The sequence below is a fragment of the Aeromonas sp. Prich7-2 genome (assembly GCF_017939255.1).
Taxonomy (GTDB): domain Bacteria; phylum Pseudomonadota; class Gammaproteobacteria; order Enterobacterales; family Aeromonadaceae; genus Aeromonas; species Aeromonas caviae.
The window spans coordinates 50,531-66,208 of record NZ_JAGKRI010000035.1 but is presented as its reverse complement, the minus strand read 5'-3'; the positions used below and the strand labels follow the sequence as shown (position 1 = coordinate 66,208).

13 protein-coding genes and 1 pseudogene are annotated in these 15,678 nt (G+C 62.9%); 6 read left to right on the top strand and 8 right to left on the bottom strand.

Translation table 11 applies throughout. The features are described 5' to 3' along the window. Positions 1-144 precede the first annotated feature (144 nt). A pseudogene (locus J9892_RS07835) lies at positions 145-1,242 on the top strand (DUF3427 domain-containing protein); the annotation flags it as partial. 48 nt (positions 1,243-1,290) lie between these two features. Here the strand turns inward: J9892_RS07835 and J9892_RS07830 are convergent. Then, entirely contained in the window at positions 1,291-1,878 is a 588-nt protein-coding gene (locus J9892_RS07830; RefSeq protein ID WP_103243408.1) for a histidine phosphatase family protein, read from the bottom strand. Between the two features lie 325 nt (positions 1,879-2,203). Here J9892_RS07830 and J9892_RS07825 point away from each other — a divergent pair, with 325 nt between their 5' ends. Continuing rightward, positions 2,204-4,312, top strand: coding sequence for a bifunctional diguanylate cyclase/phosphodiesterase (locus J9892_RS07825; protein WP_227263536.1), 2,109 nt, complete (start codon positions 2,204-2,206; stop codon positions 4,310-4,312). 164 nt (positions 4,313-4,476) lie between these two features. Next, complete coding sequence (locus J9892_RS07820; protein ID WP_052814944.1) at positions 4,477-4,764, top strand: hypothetical protein; 288 nt, start codon at positions 4,477-4,479, stop codon at positions 4,762-4,764. A 45-nt stretch (positions 4,765-4,809) separates the two neighbouring features. On the opposite strand, the gene J9892_RS07815 is transcribed toward J9892_RS07820, so the two are convergent. Both J9892_RS07815 and speA read right to left on the bottom strand, forming a co-directional pair. Continuing rightward, positions 4,810-4,998: a hypothetical protein gene (locus J9892_RS07815; protein WP_010674183.1), complete on the bottom strand. Its 189-nt coding sequence runs from the start codon at positions 4,996-4,998 to the stop codon at positions 4,810-4,812. 256 nt (positions 4,999-5,254) lie between these two features. Then, complete coding sequence (speA, locus tag J9892_RS07810; RefSeq protein WP_042882536.1) at positions 5,255-7,156, bottom strand: biosynthetic arginine decarboxylase; 1,902 nt, start codon at positions 7,154-7,156, stop codon at positions 5,255-5,257. Positions 7,157-8,181: 1,025 nt separating this feature from the next. Here speA and pepT point away from each other — a divergent pair. After that, a complete protein-coding gene (pepT, locus tag J9892_RS07805; protein ID WP_103243410.1) occupies positions 8,182-9,408 on the top strand; it encodes a peptidase T in 1,227 nt (408 codons plus the stop codon). 105 nt (positions 9,409-9,513) lie between these two features. Continuing rightward, entirely contained in the window at positions 9,514-11,238 is a 1,725-nt protein-coding gene (locus J9892_RS07800; RefSeq protein ID WP_103243411.1) for a GNAT family N-acyltransferase, read from the top strand. A gap of 63 nt (positions 11,239-11,301) precedes the next feature. Here J9892_RS07800 and J9892_RS07795 read toward each other — a convergent pair whose 3' ends face one another. From J9892_RS07795 to J9892_RS07780, 4 genes are all read right to left on the bottom strand, one after another. Beyond that, positions 11,302-11,613, bottom strand: coding sequence for a SelT/SelW/SelH family protein (locus tag J9892_RS07795; RefSeq protein WP_010674179.1), 312 nt, complete (start codon positions 11,611-11,613; stop codon positions 11,302-11,304). Beyond that, on the bottom strand, positions 11,610-12,731 hold the full coding sequence (locus tag J9892_RS07790; RefSeq protein WP_201887739.1) for an adenosylhomocysteinase: 1,122 nt from the start codon (positions 12,729-12,731) through the stop codon (positions 11,610-11,612). Before J9892_RS07790 ends, J9892_RS07795 begins: the two co-directional genes overlap by 4 nt. 185 nt (positions 12,732-12,916) lie before the next feature. After that, on the bottom strand, positions 12,917-13,651 hold the full coding sequence (locus tag J9892_RS07785) for a hypothetical protein (protein ID WP_210538180.1): 735 nt from the start codon (positions 13,649-13,651) through the stop codon (positions 12,917-12,919). Further along, a complete protein-coding gene (locus J9892_RS07780; protein WP_102948221.1) occupies positions 13,651-14,211 on the bottom strand; it encodes a YceI family protein in 561 nt (186 codons plus the stop codon). The genes J9892_RS07785 and J9892_RS07780 overlap by 1 nt, the downstream gene beginning before the upstream one ends. A 109-nt stretch (positions 14,212-14,320) precedes the next feature. Here J9892_RS07780 and J9892_RS07775 point away from each other — a divergent pair, with 109 nt between their 5' ends. Further along, a complete protein-coding gene (locus J9892_RS07775) occupies positions 14,321-15,223 on the top strand; it encodes a LysR family transcriptional regulator (RefSeq protein WP_039038856.1) in 903 nt (300 codons plus the stop codon). 8 nt (positions 15,224-15,231) lie between these two features. Here the strand turns inward: J9892_RS07775 and J9892_RS07770 are convergent, their stop codons facing one another. Continuing rightward, positions 15,232-15,633 carry a hypothetical protein gene (locus J9892_RS07770; protein ID WP_210538179.1) on the bottom strand — a complete coding sequence of 134 codons (402 nt, stop codon included), beginning with the start codon at positions 15,631-15,633 and terminating at the stop codon, positions 15,232-15,234. Positions 15,634-15,678 lie beyond the last annotated feature (45 nt).

Below are 15,678 nucleotides of genomic sequence, written 5' to 3'. Positions count from 1 at the left end.
CAGGAGTTGCTCCAGATAGTGATTAGCATTAATAATGGTCATAGGCTTCGCGCGTGTTGATTTTGTTTGGCGATAAAATTAGATCACAAACGAAGCCTTTTTTATATCTATTTCAATTGGTTGGCGCTAAAGATCCTGTACATGAAAACCAATAAAGCGATCAGCCACGAGATCAAACAGGGCTTCCCTCACGCCCCCTTGGGCTGCCGCATCGAGCTCTCAAAACAGACCCAAGAGTTAATTCTGAGCAATATCAAAAAGGCGACTCTCAATACCTCGCGCCTCATGGGCCTGATCCGCCGTTTCTCACAGGATTGCGATTTACCGCTGACACTGGCGAATTTTCTGAAGTTCTACCCTCATATCAGCCTTGAGGAGATCTACAAGCGCGGCAATTGGAGCGCCTTGGTCAAACAGGCCCACAACCATACCGTTTCTGAAATGAGCGATGAGAAGCTGTCGACCCTCTACACCCGGGCCATCAAAACCCGGCTATTGGGCTGCGATGCGCTCCATTACTTGAACTTCTTACAAACCTTGGTGGAAAGCGCCTTTACCTTAACGGCTGAACACGATGAGCGGATGGCCTTGATGTGCCATTACGACTTCTGGCAACAAAGCGGCCCCAACGCAGGCTTTAGAACGTTGGCGCACAGCCTGAAACAACTCAATCAACCTGAGTTGAGGGCCGAGCTGGCAGATCTGTTGCCCATGCTGATCAACCGGGTGCAACACGAGCAACTGGCCATGCCTGACCTTCCCGGCAATCCACTGCAACTGCATGCCCGTTATGCCAGAGAGCAGGTGCTGGTTGGCTTTGGGGCAACCACCTTCACGCAACAGCCCTCGGCTCGCGAAGGGGTCTATGTCATCGCAGAGCACAATATCGAGTTGCTGTTCGTGACCTTGAACAAAACGGAGCAGCACTTCTCCCCCACCACCCGTTATCACGACTACGCCATCAACGAGTCACTGTTCCATTGGCAGAGCCAAAACAGCGCTCGCCCAGAGCGAGGTAAGGGGCTGAGTTACATAAACCACAGAGCAGAGGGTAAGCGCGTGTTTCTGTTCGTTCGTGAGCAGAGCAAAGATGAATTTGGCCGCACCCTTGGCTTTGTGAACTTCGGTGAGGTGGAGTACATCTCCCACAGCGGTAGCCAACCGATGAACATTAAATGGCGTCTCACTACTCCGATGCCGCCTTTTATGTGGAAAGAAGCGGCCAAATTGGCAGTTGGCTGAGCGACCCATCACAACAAGGCCCACCCACGGCGGGCCGCCTTCGTGTGGTCAGCAGGCAATCCGTTCTATGCGACCGCCACTGAGTTTGAAGAAGGCATCCTGTGGCAGCTCCTGCAGCCAGGTGGTGGTGTAGTCCAGATCCACATAGGCGCCGCGCAGCATGGCGCCAAAGAGACCGTGAGAAACCACGATGGCCTGCTCGGCAATCTGCTCGTCCTCAAGCCATTGCCGGGCCCGGCGCTGAATGCTCTCAAAACTCTCGCCATGGGGGGCCTGCAGATACCAGTCCGGCTCCTCCAGATCCAGCTCGGGGTAGGCCGCCAGCAGCTCGGGCACCCGGCGACTCTCCCACTCCCCCATCCCTAGCTCCACCAGCCGCTCATCCCAGATGATGCGCTCCTGGTCCAAGCCAAGCTGCTGACACACCCGCTCCGCCGTCTGCCGTGCCCGGCCGAGGGGGCTGGCGTAGATCGTCCAGTCGGTGGGCTCGGTCAGGAGCTTGGCCAGACGGGCCCCCATGGCGAGGGCCTGGGCTTCTCCCCTGGGGGTCAACTCGGAGTTGCAACGCCCCTGCAACCGCAATTCGGCGTTGTAACGGGTCTGGCCATGGCGCAGCAAATAGAGGGTTCGAGACATGGTTTCTCCAGCAGAGTCAACGAGATAAGAAAACAGGGGGAAGATGATAACAGATGTACCGGGTCAACCAAGACCCGGAGGATGCAGGCTTGTGCTGACTCCTTGAGCGCATGGCCTGCGGCTATCGTGAAAGGACGACAGGGGATGTGCCGGTTTATCGGTCACAGGATGGCGGCCAATGCCAGAAAAGACAGAGTTTTTGCTCTGATCCGGGGGCCATTTTGGTACGAATCTCTGGCTCAAGACAGGGACGCCTAGTGTACAATCTGCCACCCGATTTCCCCTGACCCGGCCCAGGCTCAGGCCCTGATGTACCCCAGAGTAAATGAACGTGACCCCAACCCACCCCATGCTCGACAGTTATTACAGCCAGGATCTGGTGTTCTTCTCCATCCTGGTGGCGGTGCTCGCCTCCTACACGGCGCTGACCATGACCAGTCGGGTGAGCCAGAGTCGGGGACGGGCCGCCGTGCTCTGGCTCGCGGGGGGAGCCTTCGCCATGGGGCTCGGCATCTGGTCCATGCATTTTATCGGCATGCTCGCCTTCAACCTGCCCATCGCGCTGGGATACGATCTGACCCTCACCGGTCTCTCCCTGGTGGCGGCCATCGGCTCCTCGGCCTTTGCGCTCTGGCTGGTGAGTCGTCCCCAGCTCCCCTGGCACCAGATCCTGTTCGGGGCCGTGCTGATGGGGGCCGGCATCGCCACCATGCACTACATCGGCATGGCGGCCATGAAGATAACGCCCGGCATCCACTACCTGCCTGGGCTCTTCATCCTCTCCATCCTCATCGCGGTATTCGCCTCGGGTGCCGCGCTCTGGATAGCGTTTCGCCTGCGCAACAGCTCGCCCCGCGCCTTCTTCAGCAAGGCCCTCGCCTCCCTGGTGATGGGGGCGGCCATCATCGGCATGCACTACACCGGCATGGCGGCGGCCCAGTTCCCCGCAGAGAGCCTGTGCGGGGCCCTCTACACCGGTCTCAATACCCAGTGGTTGGCAACCGTGGTCATCATAGTGACCCTGGCGGTGTTCGCCATCGCCTTCGTGCTCTCCATGCTGGATGCCCACGCCGCCAAGCTCTCCACCTCCCTGCACCAGGCCCACGACGAGCTGCTCAAGCTGGCGCTCCATGACAGCCTGACCCGGCTGCCCAACCGGCTGCTGTTTGCCGACCGGCTGGAGCAGCGCATCCAGGAGTGTCAGCACAGCCAGCGCAGCTTCTCCCTGCTGTTTCTCGATCTCGACGGCTTCAAGATCATCAACGATGCCCACGGCCACCACACCGGGGATCTGCTGCTGGCCGAGGTGGCCCAGCGCATCACCGGCCTGCTCGGTGCCAGCGACACCGCCTCGCGCTTTGGCGGGGACGAGTTCGTGCTGGCCCTGGCGCCGGGGGACGTGAGCCAGGCCACGGCCTTTGCCGAGCGGCTGCTGGCCACCCTGGCCCAGCCCTATGAGTGGGAGCACCACAGCCTGCACATCACCGCCAGCATCGGCATTGCCGTCTATCCCCAGGATGGCACCAGCCTGCACGAGCTGACCCTCAACGCCGATGCCGCCATGTATTACGCCAAGGAGCAGGGGCGCAACGACTACTACTACTTCGACAGCGCCATGAACGCCAACGCCCACCAGCAGTTCCTGCTGCACAAGGAGCTGCAACACGCCCTGGAGCGGGGGGAGCTGGCCCTGCACTACCAGCCCAAATACTGTGCCCGCAGCGGCCAGGTGGTCGGCGCCGAGGCCCTGCTGCGCTGGCAGCACCCGGAGCATGGTGCCGTCTCGCCGGCCAGCTTCCTGCCGCTGGCGGAGAAGAGCAGGCTCATCATCCCCATCGGCAACTGGGTCATCGACGAGGCGTGCCGCCAGATGAGCGCCTGGCGGGCGGCGGGTCATCACGACTGGAGCGTGGCGGTCAATCTCTCCACCATCCAGCTCGCCAGCCCCGGGTTGCTGGAGGAGGTGCAGGGCGCCCTCGCCCGCCATCGGCTCGAGGCCCGTCACCTGACCCTGGAGATCACCGAATCCACCGCCATGCAGAAGGCCGAGGAGAGCCTCGCCATCCTCAACCGTCTGGCCGAGCTCGGCCTTGGCATCTCCATCGACGACTTCGGCACCGGCTACTCCAGTCTGCTCTACCTCAAGCGCTTCCCCGCCAACGAGCTCAAGATTGACCGGGGCTTTGTCACCACCCTGGAACGGGGAGGCGACGATGCCACCATCATCGCCGCCATCATCGCCCTGGGTCAGGCCCTGGAGATGCGCATCGTGGCAGAGGGGGTGGAAACCCCGGAGCAGCGGGACCTGCTGACCGAGCTGGGCTGCGACACCTTGCAGGGCTACCTGCTCGGACGCCCCATGACCGGGGAGCAACTGCTTGTCCACTGCGCTCCCGAGACTCCCCAGCGGGTGCTGGAAGGTGTGCTTGCCTGACAAGCAGGTGGGGCGCTGCGCCCATGTCGCCAGAGTGATCACCAGCCCGATTGCGTCCCTTCACGACTCAAGGTAGTCTGCTGCAAGACTCGAATGCTCCTTTATCTTGCCGGGCGCATCGAGCGCCCCCCATGGCAGATCACCCGTTCAGAGGAGCCACATCCATGGCCAGATTCCAGTTCTTCAGCGTCCCCGCCTCCCGCCGTCAGCAATATACCTATGTCGACATGGCCTCCCCCACCTTCCTCACGGAGAAGGAGGCGCTGCTGACACAAGGGTTCGAGGTGGAAGAGGATTTCATCGACGCAGCCACTCCCCACGAGGCGGTGGAGAAGTACAGATCCGGTTTTCTCTACGTGGCGGACGAGATAGGCAAGTCAGACGAGGCCTATGCGGCGGCAACGGCCTTGCTGGAGATGGGCAAGAAGATCCTGGGCCGCAAGGCGGGCTGAGCAAGGCGGGCCGCCGGGACGATACCCCCGATGGCCCGCAGGCAGTCAGCGTTGAGGGTGCTGACGGAGCATCTCCACCAGCTCCTCTTCACTGCCGGGTTCATGGGCAAGCTGCAGGCTGGGGGCGGCGCCCCCCATCAGCATATAAACGTGAGTGCTGCAGTGATCGTAGTGATACCACTTACCGTCGATACAGACGTCGGTATAGCATCTCGGGTCCCTCTTGAGTTCCATACGCACATCCTTATGTGTCATTCACCAACCTCACCCTTGACCGTAAAATAAGGGACCTAAGTCCCCCTTGACCTGGATCAAGGGAGGTGGCGGGCAGAAGCGGGCAGTGGCCGGATCTGGCCGGGGCGGGATGCCGCCAGCCTGGATGACCGAGCCCGCCAACCGGCTCCAGCCTGGCAACAGCGCAACAAAAACGGCGCCCGAAGGCGCCGTTTTTCATGTCCGTCATTTGACCGACGGGGAACAAGCCGCTGGCTTATTCGTCTTCCAGGTAGGCGTAGCCTTGCAGACCCAGCTCCAGCTCGTCGAGCAGGGCCTTGCGGGTCTCGTCGTCCAGCGCCGGGTGGGAGACGATGCGCTGGTAGTTCTCGCGGATCACGGACGGGTCGATGTTGACGTAACGCAGCAGCTGGTCGACGGTGTCACCACGCACCACGTTGCGGATGTCCATCTTGCCTTCTTCATCCAGCCACACTTCCGCGCAGTGGGTGTCACCGAACAGGTTGTGCAGATCCCCCAGGATCTCCTGATAGGCACCCACCAGGAAGAAGCCGACATGGCACTCTTCGTGCTCACCGTAGACCGGCATCGGCAGGGTGCTTTCCACCCCCAGACCGTCGACGTAGTGCTCCACCTGACCGTCGGAGTCACAGGTGATGTCCATCAGGATGCCGCGGCGGGTGAGCGGACGCTCGAGGCCGGCCAGCGGCATCACCGGGAACACCTGACCGATACCCCAGGCATCCGGCAGGGACTGGAACAGGGAGAAGTTGGCAAAGCACTTGTCAGCCAGTTTCTCGGAGAGTTCGTCGGCCAGGGCGCGGTGGTTGCGGTTGACTGGGTTCAGCAGCTCCTTGAGCGCCAGACAGGTGTTCTGGTGCAGCATCTCGGCCCAGGCACGTTGCTCCAGGTTCAAGAGGCCCATGGTGTACTGGGCGTTGACGTCACCGAGATCCGCCACGGAGTCGTGGAAGATCTCCAGCAGGGAGGGATCTTCCCCGCGCAGGTCCAGCCACCCTTTCCACATGTTCTGCAAGATGGTGGGCGCGTCCTCGTCCGGGGCGCTGATGTCGTTCACCTCCACCCCTTCGGCACCAATGATATTGGTGACCAGCACGGCGTGGTGTGCAGTCAGGGCACGGCCGGACTCGCTGATGATGGTCGGGTGCGGCAGGTCGAACTCGCGGCAGACATCGCCGATGCCCCAGACCACGTTGTTGGCGTACTCGGAGAGGCTGTAGTTCGCGGAGCAGTGGCTCTGGGAACGGGTGCCCTCGTAGTCCACACCCAGGCCGCCGCCCACGTCCACCACCTCGACCTTGGCGCCAAGACGGCACAGCTCGGCGTAGAAGCGGCCGCACTCGCGGATGCCGCCCTGGATGTCGCGGATGTTGGCGATCTGGGAACCCAGGTGGAAGTGCAGCAGTTGCAGGCAGTCCAGCTTGCCGAGGCTGCGCAGACGCTCCACCAGCGCCAGGATCTGGGAGGCGGAGAGACCGAACTTGGACATGGAACCGCCGCTCGATTCCCACATGCCGGAGCCGGTGGACGCCAGACGGGCGCGCACCCCGATGTTGGGCTTGATGTTGAGACGAGCTGACTCGTCGAGCACCATTTCCAGCTCGGAGGGCTTCTCCACCACGATGTAGACCTTGTGGCCCATCAGGTTGCCCAGGAGGGCGTGGCGGATGTATTCGCGGTCCTTGTAACCGTTGCAGACGATCACGGACCCTTGCTCATGATGATGGGACAGCACGGCCAGCAACTCGGGCTTGGAGCCCGCTTCCAGCCCAAGCCTCGGCTTGTCGCTGTAGGACTGACTGATGGTCTCGATGACGCGGCGCTGCTGGTTTACCTTGATCGGGTAAACGCACAGGTAATCCCCTTCATAGCCTGACTTTTCGATGGCCTGACCGAAGGCGTTGAACAGCGCATCGACCCGGCTCTTGAGGATGTCGGGGAAACGCAGCAACACCGGCGTGGTCAGCCCGGACTGGCGCAGTTGCTCGATGGCCTCGGACAGCACGATCTGAGCCTCGGGGCGAGACTTGTCGGGAGAGACGGTCACATGACCGGCGTCATTGATATTGAAAAAACCCGCACCCCAGTAGGGAACGTTGTAGACCTTCAAGGAGTCCTTGCTGGACCAGTTAGTCATGGGCTATGCCTCGCAAATGAGCGGCCGTGGGCCGCCTTCGTTACCCTCAATCACATCCAGACCATTGATTGCAAAATGCGGCAAGCCAGAGCGGCCTGCTGACGTTGGACCCGCAACGGAGCATGCTCCGCCACATCCTGTTCATTGCACATCGCGGCAAGCCAAGGCTGCCTGGTGGATCTTGGGAAGTAACGAGTCTTGATGTGGGGCTGGTGGCTTTACATCAAGCTCAACGGTATGCGGTAACACCTTGCCGGCGTACCGCGGTACTTTGATGACAATCGGCATCAGCCACGCCGTTTGTTCATCATTCGGCAGCCATCCCGACGGACAGGAGAGGGTTTCAAGGAAGAGAAGGGAAGACGTCAGCACGCATCGTGTTGATGGACGACAACCACTACGACCCGCTCAACGCCAGTGACCGCCCATGACAAGGGAGATGATGAGCCCGAAGCCCACTCGGTCAGCTGAAAGATGAGAGTCCGTTGTTCTCCCTGATACCGGAGCCTAACCGGTATTAAAGAAACCATTCCCCAGCAGTGTCTGTCGTTTCTGCGTGCCTCGCCCTATAGGCGTCATGATCCTGCGGGTCTGGCGGACACGGCCTGCGCAGGGTTGCCCTTGGATCGGCGCGGAGTGTACACACTTACCGCAGCCAGTGACAATAAAAAATCGTGTTAAAAAACGGGTTTTCATCGGGGGGCAAAATCTCGCTGCCAGCAAGGCGGGCTCTGGGATGGCGAGGGATGGGAGTGCGTGGGCGAGGCGATGAAAATAACCAACACGTCACGCATTTTGGGTCACCCCTTGCCAGCGCTGGGCCGAGGGGAAATTCAGCTTTTTCGCAATTGCTTAACCAGTTTTTATTTTGGAATTTTTATGCAAGGTGCCAAGCGATGATCCCCGCCCCTCCCCCTCGATGGCCCTTCTCTCCCCCACAAAGTCATCAAAAACTGCGCTGACGCAATAAGCGGCGCCGCCGTCTTGGCCACAATGACTCCTCTTTCGTGACCCGAGGCTTGCCCATGAACACCCTGCTTTCGCGCTTTCTCCACTACCTCACCTTTCATACCCGTTCCGATGCGACCAATCCTGCCTGCCCCAGCAGCGAGGGACAGCGCCTCTTCGCCCGGGCCCTGTGCGACGAAATGACGCAGATGGGGCTGAGCCAGGTCACCCTGGACGAGCATGGTTACCTCACCGCCTGCCTGCCGGGCAACCAGCCGGATGCCCCCGCCATCGGGCTCATCGCCCACATGGACACCGCCGATTACGAGGCCGAGTGCGTCGTTCCCCAGATAGTCGAGCACTATCAGGGGGGCGATATCTGCCTTGGCAAGGGGGATGAGGTGCTGGCCATCCGCCAGTACCGCTTCCTGAAAAACTACCTGGGGCAGGATCTCATCACCACCGACGGCACCACCCTGCTGGGGGCCGACGACAAGGCGGGCATCGCCGAGATCCTCACCGCCGTGGAATACCTGCAGGCTCACCCCGAGATCCCCCGTGGCGATGTCTGGGTCGGCTTTACCCCGGACGAGGAGATAGGGCGCGGTGCCGACCGCTTCCCGCTGGACCGCTTCCCGGCCAAGTGGGCCTACACGGTGGATGGCGGCGAGCTCGGCGAGCTCGAATGCGAGAACTTCAACGCCGCCAGCGCCACGGTGCGCATCACAGGCAACAACGTCCACCCCGGCACCGCCAAGGGCAGCATGATCAACAGCCAGACCCTGGCCGCCCGCTTCCATGCCGCCATGCCCGCCGAACAGACCCCGGAGTGCACCCAGGGGTATGAGGGCTTCTTCCACCTGGCCCGGATGGAGGGCACGGTGGAGGAGACCACCCTGCACTACCTCATCCGCGACTTCGACGATGACTGCTTCGCCGCCCGCAAGGCCCAGCTCAAGGAGCGGGTCGCCTCCCTGCAACTGGACGCCCCCAGGGCACGCATCACCCTGGAAATAGCGGACAACTACCGCAACATGCGCAGCCAGATAGCGCCCCATCCCCACATCGTCGAGCTGGCCAAAACCGCCATGGAGGCCGCCGACGTGGTGCCCAAGATCAAACCCATTCGCGGCGGCACCGACGGCGCCCGGCTCTCCTTCATGGGGCTGCCTTGTCCGAACCTGTTCACCGGCGGTCACAACTTCCACGGCAAGCACGAGTTCATCCCCCTGCAATCCATGGAAAAAGCGGTCGCCACCCTGGTGGCGTTGGTGCGCCTCACCTCTGCCTGGCGGGCAGAGTAAGGGAGCAAGGACGGGGCTCGCCCCGTCATCAAACCGTCACCCAACCGACACACGAAAGGCACGCAGGGGCGTCAAGCTGGGGCAAAGTTCAGCGGAGCCTTGCCCATGTTCGACGTCGATACCCTGTTGGGGCAGCACCTGCCCCGCCTCGCCAGCCAGCCCCTCCTCCGTCCCCTGATGAGGCAGGGGCTGAGCTGGTTGCTGCACGAAGAGGCCTTCACCCGCTTTGCCACGCGCCATCCCCACCTGCGCGGTCTGGACTTCGTCGAGCAGGCCCTCACCGAGCTCCACTTCGACTACCGGGTGAGCGAGGCCGAGCTCGAGCACATTCCCGCCAGCGGCCGGGTCATTCTTGTCGCCAACCACCCCATCGGCTCCCTGGACGGGCTGGCCCTGCTACGCCTCATCGGGCGCATCCGCCCCGACGTCAAGATAGTGGCCAACCAGGTGCTGGCCCAGCTCGCGCCGCTGCGCCCTTTGCTGCTGCCGGTGGACAACCTGGGGGGCAAGACCGACAGGCAGGCCATCCTCGCCATGAACGAACACCTTGCCGCCGACGGGGCCCTGGTTATCTTCCCCGCAGGCGAGGTCTCCCGCCTCGGCCCCAAGGGGGTAAAGGATGGCCCCTGGCAGGCCGGCTTCATCAAGCTGGCCCAGCGCAGCCGAACGCCCCTGGTGCCCATTCACCTGGGAGGGCGCAACAGCCTCTGGTTCTATCTCGCCTCCTGGCTCAACAAGCCCGCCTCCGCCCTGCTGCTGGTACGCCAGCTGTTTCGCCAGCAGGGGCAGACGCTGCCGGTGACCATAGGGGCGCGCATTCCCCTCGCCAGTTTTCAGGAGCTGCCGGCCAAGACGGCGGCCCGGCTGGTGCGCGGCCACCTCTACCGAATCGCTCGGGGCAAGGCGGGACGGTTGCAGACCGAGGCCCCCATCGCCCTGCCGGAGGATCGCCGCCTGCTGAAACAGGCCATCGACGGGTGCGAGCTGCTCGGCCAGACCCCGGACGGCCAGCGCATCCTGCTCTATCGCCGCCACGAGCAGAGCCACTCGGTGATCCTGCGTGAGCTGGGGCGCCTGCGGGAGATCGCCTTTCGGGCGGTGGGGGAAGGCTCGGGCAAGCGGCGGGATCTCGATGCCTTCGACGATGATTATCACCACCTCATCCTCTGGGATCCCGCCCGCCTCGACATCATCGGCGCCTACCGTTTCGCCCCGGTGGCCGAACGGCTGGCCAGCAAGGGGCTGGATGGCCTCTACAGCCACACCCTGTTCGGCTTCGAAGAGAAGCTGCTGCCCCGGCTGGAACAGGCCATCGAGCTTGGCCGCAGTTTCATCCAGCCCGCCTACTGGGGCAAGCGGGGGCTCGATTACCTCTGGTTCGGCATCGGGGCCTATCTGGCCCGCTATCCCCAATACCGCTACCTGTTCGGGCCCGTCACCCTCTCCGGCAGCCTGCCGCCGGCGGCCAAGGATCTGCTGGTGAGCTTCTATCGCCAGCACTTCGCCCCCACCCTTGCCCTCGCCCCTTCCCGCCGCCCCTATCCCGCCACGCCGACGCTGTTCGAGGGGCGCGATTACGGGGATGACCTCAAGGTGCTCAAGGCCGGGCTCGACAACCTGGGCTGCGCCATTCCCACCCTCTATAAGCAGTACGCCGAGCTGTGCGAGCCGGGGGGCGTGCAGTTCATGGACTTTGGCATCGACCCGGACTTCAACCACTGCATCGACGGCCTGGTGTGGGTGGACGTGAGCCGCATCAAGCCCCACAAGCGGGCCCGCTATATTGGCCTCCCCGCCGGGGAAGCGCCGGCCACATCTGGCGACCGTTGACCGGGCGTCGCAACGAAAGAGGGAGGCCTGCGCCTCCCTCTTTCACATCATGGGTGATGCCGCCTACTCGGCTGCGGGTTTGCGATCCGCATGGCCGAGATCCCGCTCCGGGGCGATGACATCCCGCACCCGCTGCTTGATCTCCTTGGCCTCGGGGAAGCCCTCGTCGGCCACCCTGTCCCACACCAGCACCCCGTCCACCAGGATGCGAAACTCCCCCTTGCTGGCGGGCACCAGGGCCACCTCTCCCAGTTCGCCGTCGAAGGTGGAGAGCAGCTCCTGGGCGAGCCAGGCGGCCCGCAGCATCCAGCGGCAGAGGGTGCAGTAACGGATTTCGATGCGCGGTTTCGCGAGGGGCAAATGGGTGTCTGTCATGGGGTGACTCCGTGAAAATCGGTCAACCAGTGGCGAGCGATGCGCTGCATGGTGGCCTGGGGCAGTTCGTGAAGGCCCGGGGTGGATGCCTGATGGGCCAGTTGGTGCACCCCTTCGATGATCTCCGCCAGCACCAGGTAGACATATTCGCCGATGACGGCGCCGTGGACGAAGTTGACCGCCTCCCCCCGGTTGAGCAAAAAGATGGTGCTGCCGTCCGGCCGGGTCAGGGCCAGCACATGGGGACACACCTCCTCGCTCGGCCAGGGCAGCTGGGCGAGGCTGAAGGCGAATTCGTCGTCGGCGGAGGTGACCGAGGCCAGCATGGCGCCGGGGCGCAGGGCCTGCAGATCGGATATATCGAGGGAGCCGTTGCCGGTGGAGCAGATCACCAGCTCGGCACGGCCCAGGGCCTCGGCCTTGTTCACCAGCTTGAAGCCGTGGGAGAGCGCTTCCACCTGGCGCAGGGCATCCGTCTCCACCAGCTCCAGATGCAGGTTGCGACAGCGCAGTTCCCGGGCGATGCTGCGCCCCACCTTGCCATAGCCGAACAGGGCGGCCTGGCAGACATTGAAGGTACGCCTCAGGGTACGCGCCAGGGACTCCGCGGAGTAGACCACGCTCAGGCCGATCTGGATATCTTCCGCCTGCTTGAGGGGGCTGCGGGCCACCGAGATGACGGGGGCCGCCAGGGACTCCTGCTCATACCGCTGATGGCCGTTCTCGGTCATCTCCACCACCCCGATGAAGCGGGCGCCAAAGTGCTCGGCCAGTACCGCCTGGCTCTTGGCGAAGTAGCCGCCGATGTCGAGGATGATGAGCCGCTCGTGAGACATCACCAGAGGGGCAATCTGGGCGATCACCTCACCGGGATCCGAGGTCCAGTGGCGATTGAGGGGCAGCACGGGGTAGTGCTGCTGGGCCCAGGCCAGCGTCGGCCCGTGCACGGACTTGGGTTTGGGCAGGATGGCGCCGACCCGGCCCACCCGATCGAGCACCTGGATGAAGTCGGGTCTGTCGGGAAGCAGGTGGGTCACCAGCAGGATGCAGAGATCCCCAAGACATCCCTGTTCGGTGAAATGGCGAAAAAACAGATGCTCAGATCCCTGACTGTGCAACTGTGGCCTCCTTAGCATGCCGCGGGAAAGCAGGCAAACAGAACCCGGCATAGCCGGGTTCTGTGTGTATCCAGATAATTGAAAATCCTTTTTATCCGAAAGCACCATGGGTCTCAATCTTTATCTGTCCAGACTTTGACAAGCCCATCAATTTCTAAGGTAATAGCCTGTTTTTCATGCAGAAATCAGTAAAGTGACGCCTCTGGCCATACCCACCACAGACTCACTCCGGCACCAACGGCCGCCACCAGGATCAAGACCCCCCAGCGAGAGAGTCCCGGGCGCCCGTGCAGGGCACGTTCCAGCAGCGGCAACAGCCAGACCGGCAGCAGCACCAGCAGGGGCACTTCCACGTACTGCCAGGCGAGCATCTGCACGAAGGCGAGTGAAAGCCCCAGGGCAGCCGGGGTCACCTTGACCCCTGCAAAGGCGCCGAGCAGGGCACGGAATCCGGCAAATGCGGCCAGGGCCCCCGTCAGCTGGGCGATGAGCAGGCTGCCATCGATGCCGATGACCAGCGCCAGCCAGATGAAGGCCAGGGCGAAGCCGAGCCCCTCCTCGCTGTCACCGCGCCAGCTCATCCAGCCAGACCAGAGGATGGCGGGCAGCAGGGCCAGCCAGATCCCGGGCTCGCTCGCCAGCACGGAGGCCAGCCCCTGCCACCACACCAGGGCGCCCAGCCCCCCGAACAGCGCGAGGGCGACCCCCTTGCTGGCACCCTGGGTCAGGGCGGGCACCAGCAGGGTCAACGGCAGCCACTGCCACGCCTTGACCGGCAGGCCATAGGCACCGCCCAGCAGGCAGCCCACCAGCCAGATCCCCAGGGCGCCCCACAGATAGCCCAGCCGCGGCCAGCGCCACGACAGCAAAGCGGCCCCTAAAGGAGCCGCCAGGGTTTGAAGCAGGAGTGCTGCGCCCATTACTTGCGCACGCCTTCAACGAACAGGTTGATGGTCATCTCGTCAGGGATGTTCGGCACCATGTAGTTCACGCCAAAGTCGCTGCGCTTGATGGTGGTGGTGGCGTTGAAGCCGCTGCGGTAGCCGCCCCAGGGATCCTTGCCTTCGCCGATGTGGACCAGGTCGAAGGCCACGTCCTTGGAGACGCCGTGCAGGGTCAGGGTGCCCTTGAGCACGCCTTTGTCCTTGGTGCCTTCATAGCTGGTGCTGACGAAGGTCATCTTGGGGTACTGCTTCACGTCCAGGAAGTCGGGGCTGCGCAGGTGCTTGTCGCGGGCCTCGTGGTTGGAATCCACGCTGGCGGCATCGATTTCGAAGTTCGCCTTGGCCGCCGCCGGGTTGGCGTCGTCCATGCTGAAGGTGCCACTGAAGGTGTTGAACCGGCCGACCAGTTCGGAGAAGCCGAGGTGGCCCACCTTGAACTGGACTGTGGTGTGCGCTGCATCGACATCGTAATCGGCAGCCATCAGGGGAGCCGCCATAAACAGGCAGGAGGCCAGCAGGGCCTTGGTCATTTTCATTCCGATCGTTCCTTCATTGAGGGTTCACAACGGTGAACAAAATGCTAACCTCCTATCGAGAATAGATAATCATCGATTTATTAAAATAATTATCAACCGAGAGTGGAATATGGATCAGATAGCCGCCATGCGCACCTTCATCAAGGTGGTGGAGTGCCAGAGCTTCACCAAGGCCGCCCATCAGCTCGGGATCTCGGTCGCCATGACCTCCAAGCTGATGCAGCAGCTCGAGGAGTCCCTCTCCACCCGGCTGCTGTCGCGCACCACCCGCCAGGTCAATCCCACCGAGGCGGGCCAGTTCTACTACCAGCGCTCCCTGGCCCTGCTGGCGGAGCTGGAAGAGACCCACAGCCAGCTCACCCACAACAACCAGCAGCCCCAGGGCACCCTCAAGCTCTCGGTGCCCATGGATTTCGGCTACCTGCACCTCTCCCCCGCCCTGCCGCTGTTTCGCGAGCGCTACCCGGACTTGAAGCTCGAGATTGAGTACAGCGACCGGCGGGTGGCCCTGGTGGAGGAGGGGTTCGATCTGGCCCTGCGCATCGGCAACCTGCCGGACTCCTCCCTGGTGGCCAAGCCGCTCGCCATGATGAAGATGGTGGTGTGCGCCAGCCCCGACTACCTGGCCCGCCGGGGCAGGCCGAAGACCCCGGAGGATCTCAAGCAGCACGACTGCCTCATCTACACCCTGACCCAGCCGGACTGGGTCTTCAAACGGGATGGGGAGGAGCACAGCATCCGCCCCCAGGGGCCCCTTCGCGCCAACAACGGGGTGGCCCTGACCCGGGCCGCCTGCGACCACCAGGGCATCATCTTGCAGCCCACCTTCATCGTGGGGGATGCGCTGCGCTCGGGGGCGCTGGTCCCCTTGTTGCTGGAGTGGGAGAAGGGGCAGGTGGGGCTCTATGCCCTCTATCCGCACCGCCGTTTCGTGTCGGCCAAGGTGCGCTGCTTCATCGAATTCGTGCAGGAGCGCTATCTGGCGCCCCACTACTGGGACAGGGAGACCTGAGCCCGGGCTCAGGGGGTGGGCATCAGCTCGGCCACCAGCAGGTGATCCTGCTGGCTCATCTGCCAGCGTGGCAGACGCTGGCGCAAGGCGGCGAGCTCGGCCTCCCCCAGCGCATAGGGCAGGGTGACGTGCAGGCAGTGGCAATCCAGCATAGCCGCCAACTGCATCATCAGGGCGAGGTTCGCCTCGTCGCTCTTGTGCTTGTTGATGCGCTTGCCGAGCTCGTGGCGAAAGTGGGTCTCGGGATCCTGGGTCATCGCCTGCCAGCCGTAACCAAAGAGCGGAATGAAGGCGCTGACGATGCCAAGGGCGGTGAGGGGCCGTTTGGGCGGGTGATAGAGGGCGTTGAGATCCAGCAGGATGGGGCTTTGATGGGGCTCACGACTGCCGGATAAAATAGTACTGCTCATTGGATTACCCTGTTGATTCCTCTAGACTTCGCCGCATATTTGACC

Bases quoted from the DNA above. Each gene is read 5' to 3' on its own strand.
- J9892_RS07830 (WP_103243408.1), bottom strand. From the start codon at position 1,878: ATGTCTCGAACCCTCTATTTGCTGCGCCATGGCCAGACCCGTTACAAC.
- J9892_RS07825 (WP_227263536.1), top strand. From the start codon at position 2,204: ATGAACGTGACCCCAACCCACCCCATGCTCGACAGTTATTACAGCCAG.
- J9892_RS07820 (WP_052814944.1), top strand. From the start codon at position 4,477: ATGGCCAGATTCCAGTTCTTCAGCGTCCCCGCCTCCCGCCGTCAGCAA.
- J9892_RS07815 (WP_010674183.1), bottom strand. From the start codon at position 4,998: ATGGAACTCAAGAGGGACCCGAGATGCTATACCGACGTCTGTATCGAC.
- speA (WP_042882536.1), bottom strand. From the start codon at position 7,156: ATGACTAACTGGTCCAGCAAGGACTCCTTGAAGGTCTACAACGTTCCC.
- pepT (WP_103243410.1), top strand. From the start codon at position 8,182: ATGAACACCCTGCTTTCGCGCTTTCTCCACTACCTCACCTTTCATACC.
- J9892_RS07800 (WP_103243411.1), top strand. From the start codon at position 9,514: ATGTTCGACGTCGATACCCTGTTGGGGCAGCACCTGCCCCGCCTCGCC.
- J9892_RS07795 (WP_010674179.1), bottom strand. From the start codon at position 11,613: ATGACAGACACCCATTTGCCCCTCGCGAAACCGCGCATCGAAATCCGT.
- J9892_RS07785 (WP_210538180.1), bottom strand. From the start codon at position 13,651: ATGGGCGCAGCACTCCTGCTTCAAACCCTGGCGGCTCCTTTAGGGGCC.
- J9892_RS07780 (WP_102948221.1), bottom strand. From the start codon at position 14,211: ATGAAAATGACCAAGGCCCTGCTGGCCTCCTGCCTGTTTATGGCGGCT.
- J9892_RS07775 (WP_039038856.1), top strand. From the start codon at position 14,321: ATGGATCAGATAGCCGCCATGCGCACCTTCATCAAGGTGGTGGAGTGC.
- J9892_RS07770 (WP_210538179.1), bottom strand. From the start codon at position 15,633: ATGAGCAGTACTATTTTATCCGGCAGTCGTGAGCCCCATCAAAGCCCC.